Source organism: Pseudomonas sp. GW821-FHT09D08 (assembly GCF_059416305.1).
The window spans coordinates 1-21,984 of sequence record NZ_JBWKOX010000026.1; the positions used below are offsets into that span (position 1 = coordinate 1).

General features: G+C 59.6%; 12 protein-coding genes. 1 reads left to right on the forward strand and 11 read right to left on the reverse strand.

The features are described from left to right. Window positions 1-454: 454 nt before the first annotated feature. On the forward strand, window positions 455-712 hold the full coding sequence (locus AC07OP_RS28385; RefSeq protein ID WP_495103001.1) for a hypothetical protein: 258 nt from the start codon (window positions 455-457) through the stop codon (window positions 710-712). 77 nt (window positions 713-789) lie between these two features. Here the strand turns inward: AC07OP_RS28385 and AC07OP_RS28390 are convergent, their stop codons facing one another. The 11 genes from AC07OP_RS28390 to AC07OP_RS28440 all read right to left on the reverse strand — a co-directional run bounded on the left by AC07OP_RS28390 (window position 790) and on the right by AC07OP_RS28440 (window position 21,939). Beyond that, complete coding sequence (locus tag AC07OP_RS28390; protein WP_495102999.1) at window positions 790-1,233, reverse strand: hypothetical protein; 444 nt, start codon at window positions 1,231-1,233, stop codon at window positions 790-792. A 116-nt stretch (window positions 1,234-1,349) separates the two neighbouring features. After that, window positions 1,350-2,045, reverse strand: a complete 696-nt coding sequence (locus tag AC07OP_RS28395) for a hypothetical protein (protein ID WP_495102998.1) — start codon at window positions 2,043-2,045, stop codon at window positions 1,350-1,352. A gap of 165 nt (window positions 2,046-2,210) precedes the next feature. After that, the gene (locus AC07OP_RS28400; protein ID WP_495102997.1) at window positions 2,211-2,807 is read right to left on the reverse strand and encodes a hypothetical protein; all 597 of its coding nucleotides are present in this window, start codon (window positions 2,805-2,807) and stop codon (window positions 2,211-2,213) included. Then, on the reverse strand, window positions 2,804-10,867 hold the full coding sequence (locus AC07OP_RS28405; RefSeq protein ID WP_495102996.1) for a two-partner secretion domain-containing protein: 8,064 nt from the start codon (window positions 10,865-10,867) through the stop codon (window positions 2,804-2,806). The genes AC07OP_RS28400 and AC07OP_RS28405 overlap by 4 nt, the downstream gene beginning before the upstream one ends. Window positions 10,868-10,898: 31 nt before the next feature. Continuing rightward, on the reverse strand, window positions 10,899-12,620 hold the full coding sequence (locus AC07OP_RS28410) for a ShlB/FhaC/HecB family hemolysin secretion/activation protein (protein ID WP_495102995.1): 1,722 nt from the start codon (window positions 12,618-12,620) through the stop codon (window positions 10,899-10,901). A 422-nt stretch (window positions 12,621-13,042) separates the two neighbouring features. Then, window positions 13,043-13,525 carry a poly-beta-1,6-N-acetyl-D-glucosamine biosynthesis protein PgaD gene (gene pgaD / locus AC07OP_RS28415; protein WP_495102994.1) on the reverse strand — a complete coding sequence of 161 codons (483 nt, stop codon included), beginning with the start codon at window positions 13,523-13,525 and terminating at the stop codon, window positions 13,043-13,045. Between the two features lie 2 nt (window positions 13,526-13,527). Continuing rightward, complete coding sequence (pgaC, locus tag AC07OP_RS28420; RefSeq protein ID WP_146478339.1) at window positions 13,528-14,868, reverse strand: poly-beta-1,6-N-acetyl-D-glucosamine synthase; 1,341 nt, start codon at window positions 14,866-14,868, stop codon at window positions 13,528-13,530. 2 nt (window positions 14,869-14,870) lie between these two features. After that, on the reverse strand, window positions 14,871-16,868 hold the full coding sequence (pgaB, locus tag AC07OP_RS28425) for a poly-beta-1,6-N-acetyl-D-glucosamine N-deacetylase PgaB (protein WP_495102993.1): 1,998 nt from the start codon (window positions 16,866-16,868) through the stop codon (window positions 14,871-14,873). Window positions 16,869-16,880: 12 nt separating this feature from the next. Beyond that, window positions 16,881-19,361: a poly-beta-1,6 N-acetyl-D-glucosamine export porin PgaA gene (pgaA, locus tag AC07OP_RS28430; RefSeq protein WP_495102992.1), complete on the reverse strand. Its 2,481-nt coding sequence runs from the start codon at window positions 19,359-19,361 to the stop codon at window positions 16,881-16,883. A 300-nt stretch (window positions 19,362-19,661) separates the two neighbouring features. Then, a complete protein-coding gene (locus AC07OP_RS28435; RefSeq protein ID WP_495102991.1) occupies window positions 19,662-21,158 on the reverse strand; it encodes a YdgA family protein in 1,497 nt (498 codons plus the stop codon). Between the two features lie 148 nt (window positions 21,159-21,306). Continuing rightward, on the reverse strand, window positions 21,307-21,939 hold the full coding sequence (locus AC07OP_RS28440; protein ID WP_027608077.1) for a hypothetical protein: 633 nt from the start codon (window positions 21,937-21,939) through the stop codon (window positions 21,307-21,309). Window positions 21,940-21,984 lie beyond the last annotated feature (45 nt).

A 21,984-nucleotide genomic window follows, 5' to 3' on the forward strand; every position in this document is an offset into this window, starting at 1 on the left:
GGCTCCGGAAAGGAATCGGGAGCACAGCATCGGGGATCAGATGGTGACTTTGAATGTGGGGTTCATGGAGCGCTTACGTCTTTGCTGGCCAGGGCGTTGTCCATCAGGTAACGGAATTGGTCGGCGTCGCTGTAAAGGCCGCCGGCGAGGAAGCGTTGGCCTTTTGATGCCTTGCGCGTTTTTACGCCAAGGACTTATAGTCCGCCGGTCGTCCCCATGGCGATTCAGGTTTGGCGACCTGACGGTAGAGAATGCGCAAGCTGGTGGCTTTTTTGCAGCCACTTGCGCGCCTGCAAAGTCGTTTTATGACGGCTGTGCGCGGGAGACCTTCGGGTCTGCCGGTTTTCTCTACTGCCGGTTCGCCAACCTGCGTACAGCTGTCACCCATGCGTTTGGCGACGTTTGAGTGATGGCATTTATCACTTAAGTAGAGAGCTTAAACATGAACCGATACATGCCATTAACAGGTCACGACTCAACCATTCCCGCGCTGCTGATCGACACGCAAGCGCCTCTCGATGTTCTCTATGACGCCGCCGCGTATCGTATTCGCGCGGTGACGCAGTTTTTGGAGAACTTGGCGTTTCGGGAGGAAATTAGCAGTGATGCCGTAGTGCTTTCAGACTTCGCCCACTTGCTGGCCATTCCGCTGCGCGATGGGTGTGATTTGCTGGATGTTATCAGTCGCAAGCTTAATGCCGATCCGTCCTGAGTGAAAATAGGGCGGCCTTAGTGTCGCCCGCTTTGTGCGTGAGCAATCCAACCAAATAAACCGGTCCACTTTTTTCGTCATTTCACGCAGCAAACTTGATCATCAGAAAGATAATAAAGTCCCTCCAGTTTTCCGCAAATGGAAGGAAGACCAAAAATCGGTTCTGAGGTATAAGAAATAGGCAACTCGGATCTAATCAAACCGGCGAACTCCGAGCTTTCCCACGCGGGAGTTACTATACCGTTCCAAAAACTTACGGCCTCTCCCGTTCCAGACAATACAACAGGCCTCAAGTATTCAACTGCGACATTGGAGTCCCAATACAAATAACCGCAATACACAGAGCCATTTTCACCAAAAAAATCAGCTCGAACGATAATCTGAAAGTCTGAGCACGTTTCCTGTTCGGCGAGGGGGCGTACAGTTAATTCGTCCTCCACGGTGTCGTCCATCGGAAAAAACCAAACGCTATAACTACCAAGATCATCAATCGTGAGCTCACATACTTGTTTGTCCGACATAACTCGCCGCTCCCTATGCAATTAAGCACAACAAAATAGGACAAATTTATTTAATACACTTTCCCAGCTCAAATTTAAATAAATCCGTGCCCTTTTCTCTCTACCCCTTATAGCGCTTATTGTTTCAAGTCAGCTACTAGTTTAGCTATCACTAACTCGAAAGCATTCTGCAAAGCGCTACGGAGAGCTTCAGGGTTTGTTGAGTACTCTTGAGGTGTATACGCCTGGACATTTCCCTCACTGAGCGCTGTTACAGTTTCGAAATTCCTCCAAACTACAGCGTCGCCGAGCTTCATAGTCGCTACAATGCCCACTGTGGGATAAAGCTCTGCACTGTAGTTTTTTAAGGCAAAGCCCCATTCTGACACGACGAATTCTATATGCGCATCAGCCCGGCTGCCCTCCGAAACAACTTTGAATAAATGCTCAGCACTCATCCGCGCTTCCAGCTGCTGCTTAAACAACTTCCCTGGGTCTATTTTGTTGCGCTGCAAACTCAACAAAATTGCCTGCCGTGGACTTAAAACTCCACCATCAGCTACTTTCGCGCCCGCTACCACACCCACGCCAGCCATAGCACTGGTAGCGACTTTGGAAGAATCCGATGCCATTCCCACAGCCGCTCCGGCACCGGCACCTAAGCCGGCACCCCAGGCTTGATCCATACTCGTGTATCTGAACTGCTGCTCCGAAAACGAGGCAGGCAAAATAGTGACAGTCGTGATTTTATGGCGGTTTTCAATGCTCAGGTCTTGTGTTACGCAGCCACCCAGCAGAAATAAAGTGCAAAAAACCACGAAAATCTTTCTCATATATAACACTCTTGAAAGTTAGGCAAATTTGAAACTAAACCCAAAAGACTTACCCCCTAAGCAAACGCAACTTCGCCCATCAAATCTTAACGCCCACCTTAGTTATAGCACGACGAAAGGCCATTTTTGCGTCAGACTCACGAATAATTCGTCTCAACACCACGACTAAATATAGCGGAACTTCCAGAGATCACCGATCTTCATCCAATATCTCTCAGCATCTGGTATTAAAAAACTAAAATCTGAACACTTGGATGTCCAATCAGAATATGAGAGTTCCTCGTGGAATCGGTCTTGATCCATATGCATATATATTCTTCTATCAAAATTAATATAGAATACGGGCAACCTAGACGCTACACGCCCAACAAGACCGAATATATCCGCATTCAAACTCGCGCCTGACAAGAAGTAGCCCTCAACCTCTTTCAACAACCAAGGCAAACTACAGTCGTCATCCAGCTCAAAAATTTTTGAAAGATCTTCACCCGTCAACACGTTTTCACTAACACCATTTAAATACTGTGGAAAATTATCGGCTGTTAACTTTAAAACTCCACCACGGAACACCCTACACGCTTCTTCATACTGCGCCTGGGTTATATGCCCTTTATCCAAATATGCGCGATAGTCTTTTTCCGCATCCAATGAAAAGTTATACTTATAATCCAAAACCCAATAGCACTTAGCACCACTTACAAAAAAACAGATACTTTTCTCACCAGACCATAAATCATCAAGCACTTCTTTATTTAAATTCATTTACCGAACTCCTTTAAAAACTCTTCATGAGAGTAAACGCGGGCGTTGCTTGAGTGCTTTTCAAGCAGTGATTCCCACACCTTAGGAAGCTCCAGCGCTGTCCCAGGCTTGGTCGGATCTACAATCTTAGGCGCTGACGGGTCTCGGTTGACTCCTGGAATCGGACGTTGAGGAACTGCGTTAGCCATAATTTCACTATGGAGTTTAGCATCGACATCAAATACAACCACAGTGCCATCCGGGCGTTTGTTTGTTAAGTAGTAGTTAGCGTGAGCGGCGTTCCCCACGCTGACGCAGAGCTGACCAGTGCAACCGGGATTGATACTAATACTCCCATCAGCATTTGCCGTGAGGCGATTCTGGCTAGTTGCGGCTCCGGCGCCCCCTCCTTCGACTCTGAAATACTGCTCTGTTTTAGGCGTTTCCACCGTTGGCGGAGCTTTAGGATAAACACCGAATCCATCCGCGTCTGCTGAGATGCCAGACCCTTTATCGCCGACACCCGCCGTCGCTTTACCCACCGGAACCTTATTCAACCAGCTCTCGGTAACCAACGCATTACCCAGGTTGACGAGCATCGCAGCCCTTTCCGACGCATCCAGCGCTTTACCTGCTGCTCTTTCAAGCCAGGTAGTTTTTTTCATCCACTCGTCTAGGTGCGTTTCCTCAGCAGGGGTAAGCCATTTTTCTTGTACATACTTGGCGAAGATAATTTCATCGTCAGTCGCATAGGTCGCGCCCCATGGGTCAACACCTTGAGCGGGAGAAGCAATTTTTTTAGGATTCCCAACAAGCATCCCGTACATATCGTAAGACACTGTGTGCTTGAACGTATCCAGGAGTTTTTGCGCAACGGGATCATCCATCTTGATCGTTGCAGACCTGATGCTTTCTGCACATTCGCGGGACTCACAGGCACTGATTGCTGCGGAGCGCGATGCTGAAAGTTCCTCATACTTTTTAATAATGCCGCGGACTTTTCCGTCAGAGCACTCTGTGCTGGCTCGACAACCTTCCAACTCATTCAGCAGTTTTTCGGCTGTTGGGTGATCAAGGCTGTTGAAAGACGTCGCTTGCTGAGCAATCCATCCAGCGACGGCTTGATCCTTGTCAGAACCGCCCGTCGCGGCACTAACCGTCACACCTATCAGTTGTGAGGTCATTGCTAACAGCTGATCGTGCATCGGCCCATCAAAAATCGAGTCGCCCAGGGCCGTGACGAATGCTTCGTTGGCTCCGGCGGCTAGAGCGCCAGACTTGAAGCTGCCGCCCGCTGCCTCTGCGAGTAGACCGCCAACAATGGCATGAGCACCCACCTTCGCAGGAATTCCCGTGAACTCTAACTGGGTACCCAATTTGTTATAGACAGACGCACTCAGCACGTTGGCTATCGAGCTGATACCCGCTTGAGTAAGGGTCTCACTCAAGCTACCGCCATTGAGTGCGGTGTTAGTGACCGCACCGAAGCCTTGTTGCGCCAAGGTGTAGCCCGCAAATTTTGTGAAGCCCTCCATCTCTCCCAAATTGAAGCCATGGGTAGCAGAACCGGCTTCCTCGGGCGATACCGAATAGGCTTTGTCGAGCACACCTGCAGCAAAACCAGCAGCGATTCCTGATGCAAGATAACCCTTGAGGCTATCGCTTGAGGTAACGTCCTTGAATGTATCGCTCAAGTTACCTTTGTTATTGATCCCGCTGACGACACTCTGAGTAATCATCGCCGTGTAGCTGGCAGATGCAGCGGCACCAGCAGCAGTACCTATGGTCGCGGCGGTAGTAGCACTCAACCCCGCCGCCGTTGCTGCGCTTGTTGCGCCTGCGCTGGCAGATGCACCAGCCGCCGCAGCCGCTCCGCTACCGGCCGTCAAGACCGTCACAACAATGATCACGACAAGCATCGCACCGGTGCCCATGCCGGAGTGGCTGTACTTGAAGGAGTCATGCGTTTCCTTCACAAGCCGCCAATCGACATCGCCCCGCTTTTCAGCGTCTTTAAGCCACGCAAGCTGTGGGTCTGCCTTCACCATAGTGTCGATGGTTTGGCTGATGGTGTTCTGATTAATTTGCTTTACATCAATGTGCAGGCCATTGACCGCTTTAACGACCAAATCACCTTGGGAAATTAATGCCGTCTGACGCAGGGTCTCATCGGTGTTGCCCTTCCCCTTGGAGCTGTTCCACGCTAAGTCACTTTTGCTTTTCTCATGACTTTCCTGATGCAGGTCCTTGACCGCCTCAAACGTTACTGCCCCTCCGCTGATCAACGAGAGGTCCTTGCCACTCTCAAGCTTGGCCCGCTGATACAACTGATCACCGCCACTGACCAGCGACAGATCACCACCAGTCTTGATCTCAGTCCCCACATTCGTAACGCGTGTCACCTCATCACGCTTGGTCTTCTTCGCGCCCCAGCCCCCCTTCTCTTTCATGTCGTAAAGGCTGTAGGTGCTGTTCTGCGCCGCCAACAAACTCAACTTATCCCCGCTATACAGATAAGCCTCATTCCCCGCACTGATCCTGCTCGCCACCAGCGTCGTGTCACGCCCGGCCTGGCTGGTGAAATCCCCACCCGCCGTCAGCACGCTCGCCACTTGGGTGGTCTGCTCGTCCGCTGTCTTGATGCGTTTCTTGCCGTGCTTTTCCTTGCCCTCGACGTTGTGCACATCGCTGACCGACGACACGTTGAAATCGCGCCCGGCGTCGATGTTGAAGTCTTTGCCGGCGGAGGCATTACTGCCGATGATGTTGACGTCCTGCCCGGCTTTCATGTTGAGGTTGCCGCCCGCCGTGACGCTGGCGGCGAGGTTTTTGACGTCGGTGGTGATGCTGGATTTTTGCCCGCCGTCGCTGAAGGTGTGTTTCACGCTGGTGTCGCTGACAGGCAGAATGCTGATGTCGCGGCCGGCGATTAAGGTGACGTCGGTGCCGCCTGTCAGGGCGCCTCGGGTGATGAGGTCGCGGCCAGCATCCATGGCCAGGTTTTCACGAGCGACGATGAGGCTGGAGCTATTGTCCGTGAGGGTGCGCATGCCTACGCCGTCGCGGACCTGGATAGCGGTGCTGTCGTTGGTGATGTCACCCCTGACTGCTTTCATGCTCACTTGCTTGCCGCGAATTTCACCGGCCATGGCGTTGCGGATGCTGTCCTGGGCCAGCAACGTCAGGTTGTTGCCGGCTTCGATCAGGCCGCCGTTGTAGAGACTGCCGCCGGCGGCGGCGGAGAGGTTGTTGCTGGCGCGCAGGGTGCCGACGTTGATCAGGTCGCCGCCAGTGAACAGGTTGAGGTCACGGCCCTGAATCAGGCTGTTGCCGCGTACATTGCGGGACTCGGCCTGGGCCAGGTAGAGCACGGGCACGAGGACGGTCTGGCCGTCGACCACGCGGTTTTCCATCCACACGATGTCGTGGGTCAGGGCGCCGACTTGCTGGCGGGTGAGGGTCACACCCAGGCTCAGGCGCAGGGCGTCTTTGCTGGCCAGGGCGTTGTCCATCAGGTAGCGGAATTGGTCGGCGTCGCTGGTCAGGCCACCGGCGAGGAAGCGTTGGCCGGTTTGCGCGAGCACAGCGTCGCGGATCAGGCGGCTTTCGTATTGGCCGTCACCGAGGCGGCGCCAGGCGTTGTCGCTGGTGAAGCCGAGTTTGCCGAGCATGTAGTCGGAGCTGAAGAAGCCGGTGAGGCTGGCAAATTCCGGGTTGGTTTCGATCAGATAATGGCTGGTGGGGTCGGCGTTTTTGACGAACAGGCCGTACTCGCCCTTGGGCAACTGGAAGTTGGGCGCGGTGGTGGGGTCGACCGGGGCGAAGGCCACGCCGGTGTAGTCAACGGGTACGAAACCGCCACCCGCTGCAGGGGTAACCACCGGCAGTACGCTGCCAGGCGCCTGGGCGCCGGGGTCGTTGGCGTGTTGGCTCAGGTTGATGTTGATGCCACCGACCGGGATGCCGGTCTGGTCATCGCCGAGGGTGCCGGTCAGTTGCGCCAGGGTGTTTACGTGCAGCGTGCCGTTTTGCGTTTTGCGGGTGACTTGGGAAAGGTCGACCGTACCACCGGCCTGAAGCGTGGCATCGTACTCATGGCCGGCGTTGGGGGTCCAGGTGGTGACGTCGCTTGCGTAAGCGAAAGGCAAGCTATTAGGTGAGCGGTTTTTCAGTTCTTCGAAGCGTGCCTTATCGAAATGCCCAGCCGCCGTGGCCGCATTGAAAGCGGGAACGTCGACCCATTGCATGCGTTCAAACAAATCGTCGGAAACGCGTTCTGGCGTGATGACGACAATCTTGCGCTGCCCTGTGCGCGTGGCGGCGCCCTGGTTGAGCAGGTCACCGGCGGCAATACTCAGGTCGCCATTGGCAGCCATCAGGCTGTAGCGATTCTGCACATTGTCGCCTTGCAGCAGCATGTTTTTGCCAGCTACCAGGCGCGCCGCTGCCGAATCCTTGGTCGCCGCCTCAAGGTACGTCTCGTAGATGGTGATTATGCCTTTTTCCCACCAATCTTTTTCGCCGCAGTGCTGGCCACAGATCCAACTCAAGCTGCCGGTGGTCAGCGTCTGCCCGAGTTCGAATTCATCTTTGGCGTTTTCGATAAAGCCCGCATTGATGCCGATCGAGCCTTCGCTTTCCACGGTGCCGGAACGGTTGCTGAACAGCGCGGCACGCCCGCCATCGCGCGCGGCGAAGCTCAAGTCGCCTTTGCTGTAGACGTCGCCATGGAGGTTGCTGAAACCATTGGCGCGCAGAGTCAGGTCGCCACCGCTGAACAGCAGCGAATCGGCCGCGTTGGTGATGCCGTTGACCGCAGTGAGATTTACCGCACCCTGGGCTCCGAGGGTGCCGCGGTTATTGATCTGCGCCGCCGCGATATCCAGCTGCTGACGTGCAGTGAGGAAACCGAGGCTGTCGAGGGTGCCGGTCAGGCTCAGACGGGTGTTGGTGCCGGCCAGACGGCCGCCGTTCTGGCTCAGATTATTGGCTGTAACGGTGAGCGTTTGCAGGGCCGATACGCGGCCGGTGTTGGTCATGTCGCCGGTGGTGATGCTCAGGTCACCGTCGCTCAGCAGTTCGCCGCCGTTATCCAAGCTGGCCACGTCGATGACCAGGCCCTTGCCGCTGGCCATGCGGTCACCGGCTTTTAGCGCCAACCTCTGATCGCTTTTGTAGGTGATGGCTTCATTGAGTTGCACACGGCCCAGGCCGTCGACCTTGCCGAAGGCCCAGTCGGCGGTGCCCATGCCGTTGATGTTGCCCTGGCTGCCGGTGAGGCTGGCGGTGTGGACGCGCATCAGGCCGCTGCCGGCGTGCTGCAATTGGCCGGACTGGTTGTTCAGGCTGGCGGCGTCGAGGCTGAAGCCCTGGCTGCCAAACTCCAGAATGCCATTCTGGTTATTGACTGCGCCGCTGACGTTGATGCTGCTGGTGATCCCTTTCAAGGCGCGCAGTTGACCACCCGCGCTGTTGTCGAGGTTGCCGCCACCGACGGTCAGGCCCTGGTTGGCCTCGATCAGGCCGCCGCGGTTGGTCAGGGTGTCGCGTGACGTGAGGTTGAGTTGATTGCCGCTGAGCTGGCCGCCCGCACTGTTGTCGAGGGCGCCGCCGCTGATGGTCACCTGCTCTTTGCCGAACAGCTTGCCGCCGCGGTTGGCCAGGGCTTCAACGGTCAGTTGCAGATTGCCGATCAGGCTCGCCATCAGGCCGTCGCTGCCGTTGTCGACCGAGTCGGCGGTGACGGTCAGGGTATCGCCCTGCACGGTGCCGCCCTGGTTGTCCAGGCTGCCGGTGGTCAATTCGGTGAGGGCGCCGCCGCTGAGGATCAGGCCTTTGCGGTTGCTCAGCTCTTGGCCGCTGTAGTTCAGGCCAAGGTTGCCGGCCAGCAGTTGGCCGTTATCGTTGTTCAGATGCTGCGCGGTGATGTCCAGGCGCTTGCCACGCAGCAGGCCGCCGCTGTTGTTGAGGGTGGTGAGCTGTTTGACCAGCACGCTGCGTTCGCCAGCGTCAATCGCGCCACCGGTATTGGTCAGCAGGTCGCTGATGTTGAGCGTCACGTCACCGGCATCGCTGATCAACGAGCCTTTACCGCCGTTGTTGAGGGTCTTGGCGGTCACATCGACGGCGTTGCCCAGCACGGTGCCGGCGCGGTTGTCGATGTCACCGGCGGCGAGCAACAGTTGCTTGCCGACGATCACGCCGCTCTGGTTATCCAGGCTCGCGGCATGCAGTTCAATATCGCCCTTGCCTGCCTGCAAACGGCCCTGTGCGTTATTGAGCTGTTGCGCAGTCACGAGGGTGAGCTTGCCGGTGTCGGCGCTCAGCACGCCATTGGCGTTACTGCTGAGGCTGCCGGCGTTGAGGTTCAGATCGGTGCTGGCTTGGGCAAACCCCTGGCTGTTGTTGAAGGCGTTGGTGACGTTGAGGGTGAGCGCGCCGGCGTCGGCCTGGATCAGGCCCTTGAGGCTGTTATCCAGGTCAGTGGCGTTCACGGTGGTGGCGCCAGCGACCACTACGCCGTTCTGGTTGTTGAGGCTGCCCGCATTCACGGTCAGGTTGTTGGCGATGATTTGTCCGCCGTTGTTGTTGAGGTCGGCACTGGTGAGCACCAGGCTGCCGCCGGCCATTTCGATGCGGCCCTGGCGGTTATCCAGCGAGGCGCTGTTGAGACTTGCGGCCTGGCCGTCACCAAAACGAATCAGGCCGCCGAGGTTGACGATGGCCGGCGAGTTGAGCGCCAGGCTTTGTTCGCCAAACAGGCGTGCGGTAGCGCCCTGGTTGGTCAGTTTGGCGCTGCTGACGTCGACGGTTTTGGCCTGGATGATCGCACCCTGATTGGTCAACGCTTGCGCGGCGGTGATCGCCAGTGCGCGGCTGGCCAGCAGGTTGCCGTTGGTGTTGACGGTTTGCGCGTTAATCACCAGGTCGCCGGTGATATTGCGGGTGTTGTCGGGGGCGACGCCGGCTTCGATGATGCCGGGGTTGTTGACCGTTGCCGCATTGATGTCGATGCGTTGGCCGGCGGCCACGCTCTTGCGGTTGACCAACGTCTGGGCGCTGGTCAGTTGCACATTACCGGTGGCGTAGACCTTATCGGTGAGGTCGATATTCTGCGCATTGACCGTGATGTTACCGGTGGCCGCTGCCTGCGCCATGGTCAAGCGACCATTGGCGTCCAACTGAATATCACCGCCACTGGCCGCCAGTGTGCCGTCGAGCTTCACGCCCACGCCGGCTTCGGTGCCCACCAGCTTGATCGCGCCGGCGTACATGCCGCCCAGCGCACTGGAGTCAATCGCCAGCTCAGGCTTAGCACTGCCGTCGTCGGCGCGCGCGTTGGCGTTCAACGTTTGTGCATCCACGTCATTGCGACCGGCAATCACGGTGAGCTGGCGCGCGTTGATCTGCGCATTGATCCTGGCCGAGCGGGTGATGATTTCGAAGCGGTCGACGTCGCTGGCGTTCAGGCCCTGGCCGTCGATGGTCACAGCACCACCGTCGACCTGGTAGCTTTTCAGTTTGCCGGCCGCGTCGAGCACCGGCTTGCCGGTGGTCAGGGTGACGTTGGGGGTGTTGAGAAAGCCGCAGCCGCTGCAGGTGATGCCGTACGGGTTGGCGACGATGACCTTGGCCGACTGCCCCGCCACTTCGGTGTAACCGCGCAACTGGCTGGGGTTGGCGCCGGTGACTTCGTTGAGGATGACGTTCGCGGCGCCGCCCTTGAGGTTGGGGTTGCCAACGATATAGCCGCCAAGCTGGGTGTTGGCCATGGGGCTATTGGCGTTGTTGAGGATCACGCCGTTGGGGCCGACGTTGTAGTCCGTGTACTGGTTATGGGACACGCCTGCGCCGTTGGGCGTGGCGATGTTCACCACCGGCACGCCATTGCCCGCCGCGCCCACGGTGGTGCCTGGGGTGGCGACCACGATACCTTCGGCCTGGGCCAGCAGAGGCTGCCAGAACAGCGCGTTGGCGAGGATCAGCACCAGCCCGCGCTTGGGCAGACCGAAGAACGCGTCTCGCGGCCTCAGGGCAGCAGAAGGTTGGCGGGCCAGGAAGGCGAATTGGCGAACATCCATTTTCAGACTCTCGTTGCGGCGCAGCGTTGAATTACAGGAAGAAATCCATACGGAAGTAGATCGGTGCTTCGCGCTCGGTCAGCACACCGGGTCTTTCCAGCGAATGGGCAAAGGTCACGCTGGTGCTGACATGTTTGCCCCGGGCGAACAATTCAAGAGAGTTGCTGGAGACCCGGCCATGAACGTTGTCGTTGTAACGATCATGAGTGATCACACCCTGGTCATAGCCGATGCTGGCGCCGTATTCGGCGAACGCCGGGCGCATCCAGTCGAGGGTCACCGGGCGGGCCCAGCGCACTTCGTTGCGCCAGTAACCGCCGCTGTCGCCCATCAGTTGCTGGTCCTTGAAACCTCGCACCGAGGCCGAGCCCCCCAGGCTCATGCGCTGGGGGCTGAACAGGACGTCTTCACTGCGTTGGCCGGTAGCCAGGCTGCTGAAGCTGAACGACTCGCCCCACAGGCTGAATGGCTGCAGGTAGCTGACGGTAGCGGTGTACTTGCGGTAGCGCGAATTGGGTTGGCGACGGCCGAGCGAGTCGCGCTCTTCCTGAGACTGGGCGTCGAACAAACCGATGCCGTTCTGCATGCCAAGGTCGAGGTTGACGAAAGCACTGCCGATGCGTCGTCCGTGGTTGACGCCCAGTTGCAATTCGCTGAGGCGGTTGCTGCTGGGCGCGGTGCGCACGTCGAGGATGTAGTTGTTGGTACGCAGGTGTGCCAGGCCAACGTTCACCGACGTCTTGCTGACGTCGTCGCGGTGGATGACTCGCTCGGCACGCAGTTGGTGGTTCTGGTTGTCGCCGTTCTGCTTGAACTTGAAGTCGTTGGTCACGCCGTAGGTGCGGTAATCGCTCTCGCTGTAGGTGTAACTGAAGTTCCACCAGCCCCACGGCACGTTGTAATACAGCATGCTGTTTTTCGAGGTTTTCTGGTGGTCGCTGATAGCGTCGTGGCCGCCGCGCAGGATCAGTTGATCGGCCAGGCCCAGCGGGCTGTCCCATTCCAGGCCCGCGCCCCACTGCTGTTCGCCGGTACTTTTCTGGCCGTCGTTGTTGCGCGACAGACTGGCGCGCCAGGGTTTTTGCGGCTGGTTTTTGACCAGCACTTCGCTGCCGCCGATCTGGGTGCCGGGGGTCAGTTCCATTTGCGCCTGTTTGGACGGCAGGCGGCTCAGTTGATCCACCAATTGTTCGACTTCGCGCAGGTTGAGCGCTTCACCGACCTTGCCGGGAAACGCCATCGCCAACTCGCGGTCGGTGACCGTGCTGCCCTGGGCGCCCTTCAGGCCTTCGAGTTTGCCTTCGACCACCAGCACTTGCAGGTGGCCGCTGGAAAGGTCCTGTTGCGGCAGGTAGGCGCGGCTGGTGACGTGGCCCTTGGCGATGTAGTAGTCGGTGATGACCTTGAGCAGTTCGTTGAGCTGCGCCACGCCCAGGCATTGGCCGATATAGGGTTTGAGCAAGCGGGTGCGGTCGGCGGCGGACAGGCTGTCGGCGCCCTTGAGTTCGATGTCCTGGATGGGGAAGCAGCGTGAGTCCGCAGGCTGTGCCGGGGCCTGTGGCTGATTGCTCTTGCCGGGCAGGTCCTGGAGCTCTTCCAGGCGCCGACGCTGCTCTTCGAGAAGCCGGTTCTGGCGGTCGCGGATAAGGTCCTGATCCCCCGGCGTAGGGGCGGCCAAGGCACTGTTGCCGCTCAAATAAGCAAGCAGCAAAGTGCATAGCAAATACCGAGTCCGTGGCAATAAAAAAGACATGTTCGGTCCGTCGAAAATCAGGGGCCGCGGAACTAACATCGAACTAGCAGTAACCCAAGAAACAGAGTCAGTTGCATGTCCGCGCCAGGTATTCACGCAACACGCTGATTAATAACAATAAAAAATCATCAAAAAGATACAAAGCCTGAAACTGGAAATATTATTCCGACAGGCGGCAGCTGTTTTGATAGCGATTCGTCGGAGAACTTATAAGTTGCCATTACTTGGCCATCAAGTTCTTTCCGAGATAAGTTAGTACCGAAAAAAGCAGATAAGTTCGCGGGAGTTTTGTGAATTGGATCCCAATAATCGGGATCGGCAGGGTAAGAGTCCCGATAGGGGGGTGTCAGCCAAGTATTCATTAGCTGATCGACCGCAATCGGGGGCAAGCCCCCTCCCACATTGGATTGTGGTTTACACCACTAGCTGGCGTCTTTGTTCTGAGACGCGCCAGGCACGAGGGTCAAGCCTGGTTTTTCCACATCGCGGGAGACGTGGGCTTTGACTTCCGCCACGCCGCCGTCTTCGTCGTTGTGGATCACCAGTACGCCCGGGCGGCGCAGTTGCTCCAGGTCGCCCTCGGCCAGGCTGAAACTCTCGTTCAGGTTCTGATCGCTGAGCGCCTTGGCTTCGGCACGGCGCTGGGCGAACTTGCGCCCCTTGCGTTGCTGGTAGCGTGCCCAGGTGACCAGGATCACCGCGTTGAACAGTGCGATCCACAGGTAGATCTGCAAGGTATTGAGCGCCGCGAAAATCGGCGCCTCGATACGCGGGCCGCCGTGGGTTTCAAGCATCGAAGTGATCCCGCGCGCCAGCAGCCAGACCAGTCCGGCCCAGGCCATCAAGGTCAGGATCACGTCGATGATCCACATCACGGTACTTTGGCGAGTTCTGACCAGTTTCATGCTCAGGCCTCCTCTTCAACAGGTTTGATACCGCGATCCGGGCTGACCCAGCGCGCGCGCTTCTGGTGCTGGTTGAACAGCACCTTGGGGAAACTGACCAGGGTGGTGAACAGGCTGACCAGCCAGAACACCATCGGGTACCACACGGTCCAGAACAGGGTTTTCCACAGGTCTTTCTCGTAGCGGCGGTCGATCAGGATGCTCACCGCGAACTGCACCAGGCACACCATCGCCAGCACCAGGCCGGTAAAGGCCGGCGGGACCAGGGAGTCCACGGCAATCGCCTGCGGCAGCACCATGAATTTGCCCACGCCCCAGAAGATCACCGACAGCAGGAAGGTAAAGGCCCAACCGGTGGACAGGCAGTATTCGAACAGCAGCGGCCACAGGTAGCGATGGCGCCATTGCCAGATGCCACGGATATTCTTGAACAGCACTTCGGCACCGCCCTGGGCCCAGCGCAGGCGCTGTTTCCACAGACCGCCGACGGTCTCGGGCATCAGGATCCAGCACAGCGCGCGCGGCTCGTAGAAGATGCTCCAGTGATCGAGCTGCAGCTTCCAACTGACATCGATGTCCTCGGTGATCATGTCGGTGCTCCAGTAGTCGATGCGGTCCAGCGCCTTTTTACGGAACGCCACCACCACACCCGACACCGTGAAGATCCGCCCGAACACGCGCTGGGTGCGCTTGATCAAGCCGATGATCGAGGAGAACTCGCCCACCTGCACGCGGCCGATCAAGGTCGAGCGTGTGCGGATGCGTGGGTTGCCGGTCACGGCGCCCAGGCGCGGGTTGTCGAGCATCGGCGCGACCATATAGGCCGCCGCGTTTTTATCCAGCAGCGCATCGCCGTCGATGCACACCAGGTATTCGCTGCGCGAGGCCACGGCGCCCATGCGCAAGGCCACGGCCTTGCCCTGGTTCTGCGCCAGGTGCAGCACCCGCAGGCGCGGATGCTCCAGTGCCAGGGCATCGAGGACGGCGGCGGTGTTGTCCTTGGAGCCGTCGTTGACCGCGATCACTTCGATGTTCGGGTACAGCTGGCCCAGCGCCGCATGAATGGTGTCGGCGGCGTTATCGCCCTCGTTGTAGCAAGGGATGATGATCGAGATCAGCGGGTTGCCGGCCAGGGTCGGTGCCGGAGTGTCTTCCTCCCAGGGCCAGTGGCGCTCCCAATGCAGCCAGAAGTACAAGCCACCGGCGATCCACAGCGCCGACATGAACAGCGGGTAGAAAAACACGAAGTCCATCAGGAACTGCCCGGTGACCAGGAAGATCAGGCCCAGGGGCACGCCTAATACCAGTGCCAGCACGAATAACGCCAGGATTCTGTCGAACATGGTCAAGGATTCCATTGGTTGGAAAGGGCCGGACGCACAGTCTTCAGGTCCGGGGAATTTTCCAGGAAGTTGTCCGGGTAGTAGCCAAAACTCGTGACCCCCTGGCGCTTGAGCACACCCATCCATTCAGCCATCTGCACAGCGTCGATATCCGGCGCGGCCTTGGTGCGCCAGTCTTTGGCCTGCAGTTCGAATACGGTGCGTTCCATCGCGCCGGGACGCGCCTTGACCGTCGCCACCAGCTTCTCCAGCCAGGCATTGGAGGTCTTGTACTCCTGGCCTTCCATCAGCGGCATGGCCATCGGCGCGGTCCAGTCATAGGTCTGGAGGAAATCATCGAGGTTCTGGGCGAACCAGGCCTCGCTCGCCGGGTTGAGCATCGGCTCGGCGAAGATATTGCGCGCGGTCTGCACCTGCGGCCCGCCGATGGCGTGGACCTTGGCGGTCAGCTCTTTGGTGAAGTCGATCAGGTAGCGGCTCTTGAAGCGCGTCCAGCGCTGCATCACCGCCGGGTCGGCGCGCAGGGCCTGGATGCTGCCCGGCAGGCCGTTGGCGGCATAGGCCTTGAGCGCGGCGGGGCTGGCGTCTTCGAAGTCCGAGAGCACTGCGTCGTCGTGGTACAGCACGCCGTCGATGGCATTGTTGCGCGCCAGGTCTTCATAGATCTCGCCAATGATCCTGCGCACCTGCGGGTCGAACGGCGACAGGCGTTTGTATTGGTCCGGGTCGGTGCCGACCTGGCCGGTTTCCGGGTCCCAACGCGTTACGCGGGGCAGCTTGGGATCGAGGGCAAAACTCAACACCGGCATCCACGCGTACACGGCGGCATGGGCACGGGTGTGCAACTGCCAGGAGACGCGGTTGAACAGGTCGGCGCGCACCGGCAAGTGACGGTTGGGGAAGTACAGTTCATGCACCAGGCCATCACCCTTGGGGTCGGCGAAGGCTTGCAGGAACACCGTACCGGCGCCCATGTCCACCACGCGCTGCACCAGTTGGTCGAGGTTGCGCGCCTGCTGGGCCGGGTCCGGGTCGTAGACGTTGTCCAGGTCCACATGCAGCACCCGCAGCGGTGCCGGGGTTTGCACGGCGACGATGCTGTTGGCGAAATGCTCGCCGTCCGGGTCGGAGGCCACCAGGAAGCGGGGGCTGTTCATCAGGTCACTGGAGCTGTCGAGGCCGTCTTCCAGGGTCAGGGCCATCTGGTAGCCCTGCTCGCTGACGATCGCCAGCGAGGTGCCCTTGGCGGCGCCGTACGGCCACACCCATACCCGTGGTTTCTTGCCGGTCACGGTTTGGATCTTGTTGGAGATCGCCGAGACATCCGCCCGCATCCGCGCCTGGAACTGGGCCTGGCTTTCATAGCGGCCCGTGGCCGGGTCATAGCGCAGCGAGGTCGCCGCCGGCTCGAGGTTGCCCTGGGGGTTGGCGAGGATCCCGGTGTGGCTGGCATCGGTGTGCGCGGCGATTTCCACCAGGCCGGACTGGGACACTTCGCGGATCTGCTGCCAGGTGAGGAACTCGCCGCGCGGCCGTGGCGAGCCGGCGAAGTCCACCGGTTTGTTCATCGGCGTGTCGATCCAGTAGCCCACCGGCGCCAGCAAGGCCGGCCAGCGATAGGCGCGCAGGATCGGCATCACGCGGGTATAGAAGCTCGAATAGCCGTCATCGAAGCTGAGCATGATGGCTTTGGGCGGCAACGCGGGGCCGCCATTGCGGGCGGCCAGGATCTGGTCGACGCTGACCGCCTGGTAGCCGTTCTCCCGCAGCCAGGCCAGCTGTTCGATCAATCGCTCGGTGCGTACCGCCACCACGGCCTGGTCAGGATCACGGTCCGACACGTCATGGTAGGCAATGCCCAGGAAATGGTTTTTCGGCCACGCCATTTCGTTGGCCGGTGTCGGCCGCTCGGCGGGTGGAGTGAAAGGCGCAGGTTGCTGGGCGCAGGCACTGGCCAGCAATACGCCCAGAACCAACAAGCAACGGCTGAGGAAGGTCATGGTCAGGCTCTTTTAGAAACGGTAAGTGAGGTCGACGAGCAGACGTAGATCGCGTTCGCGATCCCCGTCATAAGGTCGGCTGATCAGGCTCAGGTTGGCGCCGGCGTCCAGCACGTCATTCCAGCGAAAGCGTTGGCCGTAGCCCACCAGACCGATGCCACCGGTGGAATAATCCCGCTGGCTATAGGTACCCGCACCGACCTGGAACTGCTGACTCCACTGGGTCTCGTAGCGGTGATAGAGCACATGGTTGATGTTGAGGACGGGCAGCACGGTGAAATCCGACTTCGGGTTGAAGTACACCGTGTCTTCCTTGCTGTTGCGGCTGGCACCGACTTCCAGACCCAGGTCCACTTGCACCTTCGGCGAGCTGTAGAGGCCTTCGCGGCCGCTGAGCAAGGCTTCGAAGCGGTCGTTGCCATCGCTGAAATGGGAGGGGCTGAGGGTCAGTTTCCATTCGCGGCTTTCGTTGGCGCGCCAGCGGATAAAGCCGCTGCCACCGTTGGCCGTGACGCCGTCATTCAACGCCCGCAGCGGCGTGGTGCTCAGGAGGTAGCCCAGGCTGCCGCCGTATTGCCAGTTGTCGTTGATGTCACGGGCAATCGACACCGCGGCGCCTTGTTTGGAGCCATCGCCGTAGGAGTGGTTGGACACCTCGGCTTCAATGGTCATGTCGCGGGTACGCCGCTCCACGCCCACGACCTGCCAGCGATGCTGGCCCGTGCCTTCGCTGAAATCGGCCTTGGCGTACCCGGCGCCGGCGAATACACGCCAGTCTTCGTCGATGGGCGGCGTGTAGATCCGACTCTCAATGCCCCAATCGCGGCTACCCGCGACGGCACCCGCGTCACTGTCATTGCCGCCGCCAAAGCTTTTGCCGGTGTACGCCTCGACGCGCAGTTCGGCCATGTCATGCACGTCGCGCAGGCGGCTCAGGCGCTGCACCTGGCGATTGTCCGGGTTGCGGGCGAGCACATCATCGGTGAGCACGTCGAGCTGGCGCCACTCCTGCAGGTCCATGGCGGTGTAGGCCTGGCTCACTTCCAGGCCGATATCCCGTGGGGCCTGGGCTTCGGTTTCCTTCAGGATGCCTTCGGCACGCCGTGGCAGTTCGCGGGCGCGGTACATGTCAGCCTGGGCCAGGCGCAGGCCAACGTTGCCAGGGGCTTTCGCCACCAGCGCTTCGAGGCCGGCTTCGCTGCCCGGCAGGTCGCCGCCGTAGACGCCGGCCTGGGCCGACAGTTGCTGGGCGTCCATCCACGCGTCGTTGGGGTTGCCGATGGGCAAGCCCTTGAGCTCGACCCGCGGGTTCTGGCTGTTGGCGAGGCTCTTGGCGACCTCGTTGGCGTCCTCGGCTTTATCGCTTTCCTGCAAGGCGTAGAACAGCGCAGTGGTGTCTTCGACCCGATCATCGGGCTCGGCGTCGGGGGCGCTCAGGGCCTGGCGATACAGCGGCTCGGCTTTTTCCGGCTGGCGCTGGTCCAGGTAGGCCGCAGCCACCCAACGCACGGCGTAGGTCGGCAGTTGCACGCCTTCGGCCTTAAGCGTCTCGTATTCGCGGATCACCTCGGCGGTATGCGCCCGCGCCTTGAGTGCACCGAGACGGTCGATGCGCCAGCGCACCACGTCGTCATGGGCGCTGGCGTCCGGGGTCCAACGGGCGAGCAATTTGTCGTAATCCGCCAGGGCGCGGTCGGCAATCACGTAGCGTTCTTTTTCGCTGCGTGTGGCGAACTCGGCCATGCGCACACGCTCCGCAGCGAGGTCGCCTTCCAGGCGGCGCTGGGTCACCGGGTCCAGCAGGCCAGGACGCTGGGCCGACAGGCGCAACGCGGCTTCCGGCAGGCGGGCCTTTTGCAGGGCGACGATGTATTCGCGGGCGACGTCGGGCTTGTCGCCGGCGCGGATAAACGCCTGGTCGAACTCGAACAGCGCGTCGTAGTTCAAGCCGGCGCGGGTCAGTGCATAGCCCAGGGCCATGCGGCGGTTGGGGTCATCGGGCTTGGCGGCGACCAATGCGCGGGTACGTTGTACCGCTTCGTCCGCCTTGCCGCCATCGGCCTGGGTCAGGGCCAGGCCCAGTTGCAGGTCGACGTTATTCGGTTCACGCAGCAACGCCTGGCGATAGACCGCCTCGGCCTGGGCCCATTGCTGCTGGTTGCGATAGGTCCGCGCGACAGTGGCGAGCGCCTGGGTGCTGAGGTTGCGATGTTTACCCTGGGCCTCATACACCTTCAGTACTTCGGCGTCCTGGCCGGCCCAGCCGGCGATCACCACATGATCGCTGACCTGGCCTGGCGTCTGGCGCTCGGCGGACAGTTGGCGCAATTGAGTCAGGGCCGGGGTGAAGTTGCCGTTGCGCGCCTGAATGATCAGCGCGTCATAGGCCGGATCGGCCATGGCGAAGGCGGGGATCAGTAATTGGCTGCATAAGGCGGCCCCGACGAGCAGTCGCAACCGGCCTGATGCACTGAGTGGTAGGTTTCGCAACATATCGTGAGCTTCCTTACACACGGAAAGCTGTAACGATAGGTGGTCCTGAGCGAATTGCCGCAGGGTGCCGGCGTCCAATGACCCGGCCTAGCTTTCCTGTGTGAACTATCTCTCAGGAAAGTAGGAAAAAGACCAATCCGGAACAATTGTTCAGAATTGCGCGGCCCGCCTGAAATGTGAATGTGGGAGCGGACTTGCCTGCGATAACGGGGTGCCGGCCGACAGGTGCGTCGACTGTTTGACCCTTATCGCGGGCACTCCCGCTCCCACATTATTTATTTCCGGGCGATGGCGAACGCTTTACTGGGCGCCGCTGACCGCGCCGAACTTGGCCATCACAAACCCAATGAACTGCTCGACAGTCATCTTCTGGCCGTTGAAGGTCACTTCATTGTTGGCGTAGTGCAACTTGGACACCACATCGCTGCCGACCAGGGTCGCCAACTGAGTACCGACCGCCATGCCGCTGACCATCTCGGCGGCCATCTGAGACTGCTGCTCGATGGCTTTCGGGTCGGTCACGCCACCGAGTTGCGCCTGCAGGGCAGCCACGTCACCGATCATCGGCTTGGACAGGGTCAGGTTGGCATCCAGCAATGCAATCATCTGCTTGCCCAGCTCAACCGGCGGCAACTCCATGGAGGCCGGCTTGGCCAGGTCCACCAGCAGGTTGAACTTGCTTTCGCCATGGGTGGTTTTCAGCGACAGGTTTTCCACGGCGATCTGCGGCTTGGCGGCCAATACCTGGTTGACGTTCGCTTCGGCCAGGGCCTGCTCGGCTTCGGTCAGTTGCAGCTCAGGCGTGGGCTGGCCCGCTGCGGCAGCGGCTTGCACCGGCTGCATCTTGTCCTGGTACAGCTTGGTCAACACCAGCATGGCCGGGATGTCGACGTTCTTCATGCTCAGGGCCATGGCCGCCGAACCCACGGGTTTGCCCTGGTAACCGATCTCGTCGATCTTGTAGTCGACACGGCCGGCCAGGTTGTTGTCCTTGGTTTCGCTGGAGTCTTTCTGCTCGAAGCCTTTGACCGTCAGCACGGCTTTCTGCGGGCCGAAGGTGAACGTGCTGTCGGTCAGCTCAACGGTGTTTTGCCCGGTGTAGAAGCCAAAGGTGGATTTTTCCAGGTTGCTGGCGATGGTCAGGCCAGCCAGTTCGGCCTCGAAGGCGTCGCCCTTGGCATCTACCGCTGCGATCTTGAGGCTGTTCATGAAGCCGTCGGCCTTGACCTTCTGGCCTTCGGCGGTGCTGTCGAAATTCAGGTTGGCGCCGGAGAAGTTCACCGAAGACGTGTCGTCCTTGAACGTCAGGGGCAGCAATTCGATGTTGCCGTTGACCGAGCGGCTGTAGCCGATATTGGCCACGCCCTTGAGCGGCGACACGTCTTTGGCGGCGGCGAACCACTTCTCGGTGGTGGGGTTCTTTTCCAGTTCGTAGTGACTGGTGGCCATGACCGGCAGCCATTTGAGCGTCACCAGGCGCGAGAACGGCAGCGGGCCGTGTTCGATATGGTCGACGAAGAGCAATTCGGGATTGGGGTTTTCTTCGCCGAACACCGAGCCTTGGCCTTTCAGGCGGTAGTGCGCGGTGCTGCTGAACACGCCACGCTCCAGGGACACCAGCTCCAGGGCCACGGTGCCATCGACGCCGGCCATGGAGGTCTGCAGTTCCTTGTTGGCGTTCTGGATCGCGGTTTGCAGCACCGGTTCCAGTTGTTTACCGGTGTACCAGGCGCCGCCTGCACTGACGACGCCTACGGCGACAACTAAACCCAAAAGAACGACTGCTGGCTTATTCATGAAGTGACCTGATCAAATCCTGTGAGAAGTGGGCTGTCTTCCTTGAACCCCGTAAGGGTTGGCTCAAGCCCGCCGAAAACGGGGGAAGATTAGCACTGGCGGCCGCAAACGGCCCAGCTTTCTCAGAGGGGTCAGGCGTGCAGTTGGTTCACGAATACTCCAACTCGATCTCGTCGAGCTGGTGGTCAAAACTCTTCAGGCGCGCCGTCCAGGTGTACACCAGCACCTCAAACTCGCGGTGTATCACCGCATTGCCGGGCGTGTCGGACTTGGGGTCGCAGAAGTCCAGCTGGTAGCGCTCCCGGGCCATCTGCGTGGCGACGTCGGACAATTCCCGCGCATTATTCAGCCAATGCCGGCCATCGGCGACCTGCCGATCGAGGGCCACACACTGTTTTTTCAGGACTTCGAGGCTTTTTTCCAGGGGCGTGCCGGTAAGGTCGCCCATGACTTCCTGGAAGGTGCGCCCCGGCTGCCAATAGCTGCCCCAGAAATAGCGGTCGAACACGGTTTCGACCCGACGCAGGGCGACCTTGGTGTCCCAGATCGCGACGCGGGTCTTGCCTTGTTCGAGGAGTTTTTTCTTCACGCGCTGGTTCTGGTAGGACGCCCAGGCCACCACGCCGATGGACAGGGAGCCGATCACCAGGCAGGCGCTGTCGAGAAACACCATGGCCTTGTCGAGTTGATGGGCGAGCATGACGCCGTAGAAATACGCGGCCGATAACAACACCAGTGCGAAGAGCACGCACCAGAAAGCGGGAGCATAAGGGTTTTTCATTATTGGAATCCCCATGAGCAAACGCGAGCAGTGTCAGGCGAGTCG

Bases quoted from the DNA above. Each gene is read 5' to 3' on its own strand.
- pgaD (WP_495102994.1), bottom strand. From the start codon at position 13,525: ATGAAACTGGTCAGAACTCGCCAAAGTACCGTGATGTGGATCATCGAC.
- AC07OP_RS28400 (WP_495102997.1), bottom strand. From the start codon at position 2,807: ATGAATTTAAATAAAGAAGTGCTTGATGATTTATGGTCTGGTGAGAAA.
- AC07OP_RS28410 (WP_495102995.1), bottom strand. From the start codon at position 12,620: ATGTCTTTTTTATTGCCACGGACTCGGTATTTGCTATGCACTTTGCTG.
- AC07OP_RS28405 (WP_495102996.1), bottom strand. From the start codon at position 10,867: ATGGATGTTCGCCAATTCGCCTTCCTGGCCCGCCAACCTTCTGCTGCC.
- AC07OP_RS28435 (WP_495102991.1), bottom strand. From the start codon at position 21,158: ATGAATAAGCCAGCAGTCGTTCTTTTGGGTTTAGTTGTCGCCGTAGGC.
- pgaA (WP_495102992.1), bottom strand. From the start codon at position 19,361: ATGTTGCGAAACCTACCACTCAGTGCATCAGGCCGGTTGCGACTGCTC.
- pgaB (WP_495102993.1), bottom strand. From the start codon at position 16,868: ATGACCTTCCTCAGCCGTTGCTTGTTGGTTCTGGGCGTATTGCTGGCC.
- AC07OP_RS28390 (WP_495102999.1), bottom strand. From the start codon at position 1,233: ATGTCGGACAAACAAGTATGTGAGCTCACGATTGATGATCTTGGTAGT.
- AC07OP_RS28440 (WP_027608077.1), bottom strand. From the start codon at position 21,939: ATGAAAAACCCTTATGCTCCCGCTTTCTGGTGCGTGCTCTTCGCACTG.
- AC07OP_RS28395 (WP_495102998.1), bottom strand. From the start codon at position 2,045: ATGAGAAAGATTTTCGTGGTTTTTTGCACTTTATTTCTGCTGGGTGGC.
- AC07OP_RS28385 (WP_495103001.1), top strand. From the start codon at position 455: ATGCCATTAACAGGTCACGACTCAACCATTCCCGCGCTGCTGATCGAC.
- pgaC (WP_146478339.1), bottom strand. From the start codon at position 14,868: ATGTTCGACAGAATCCTGGCGTTATTCGTGCTGGCACTGGTATTAGGC.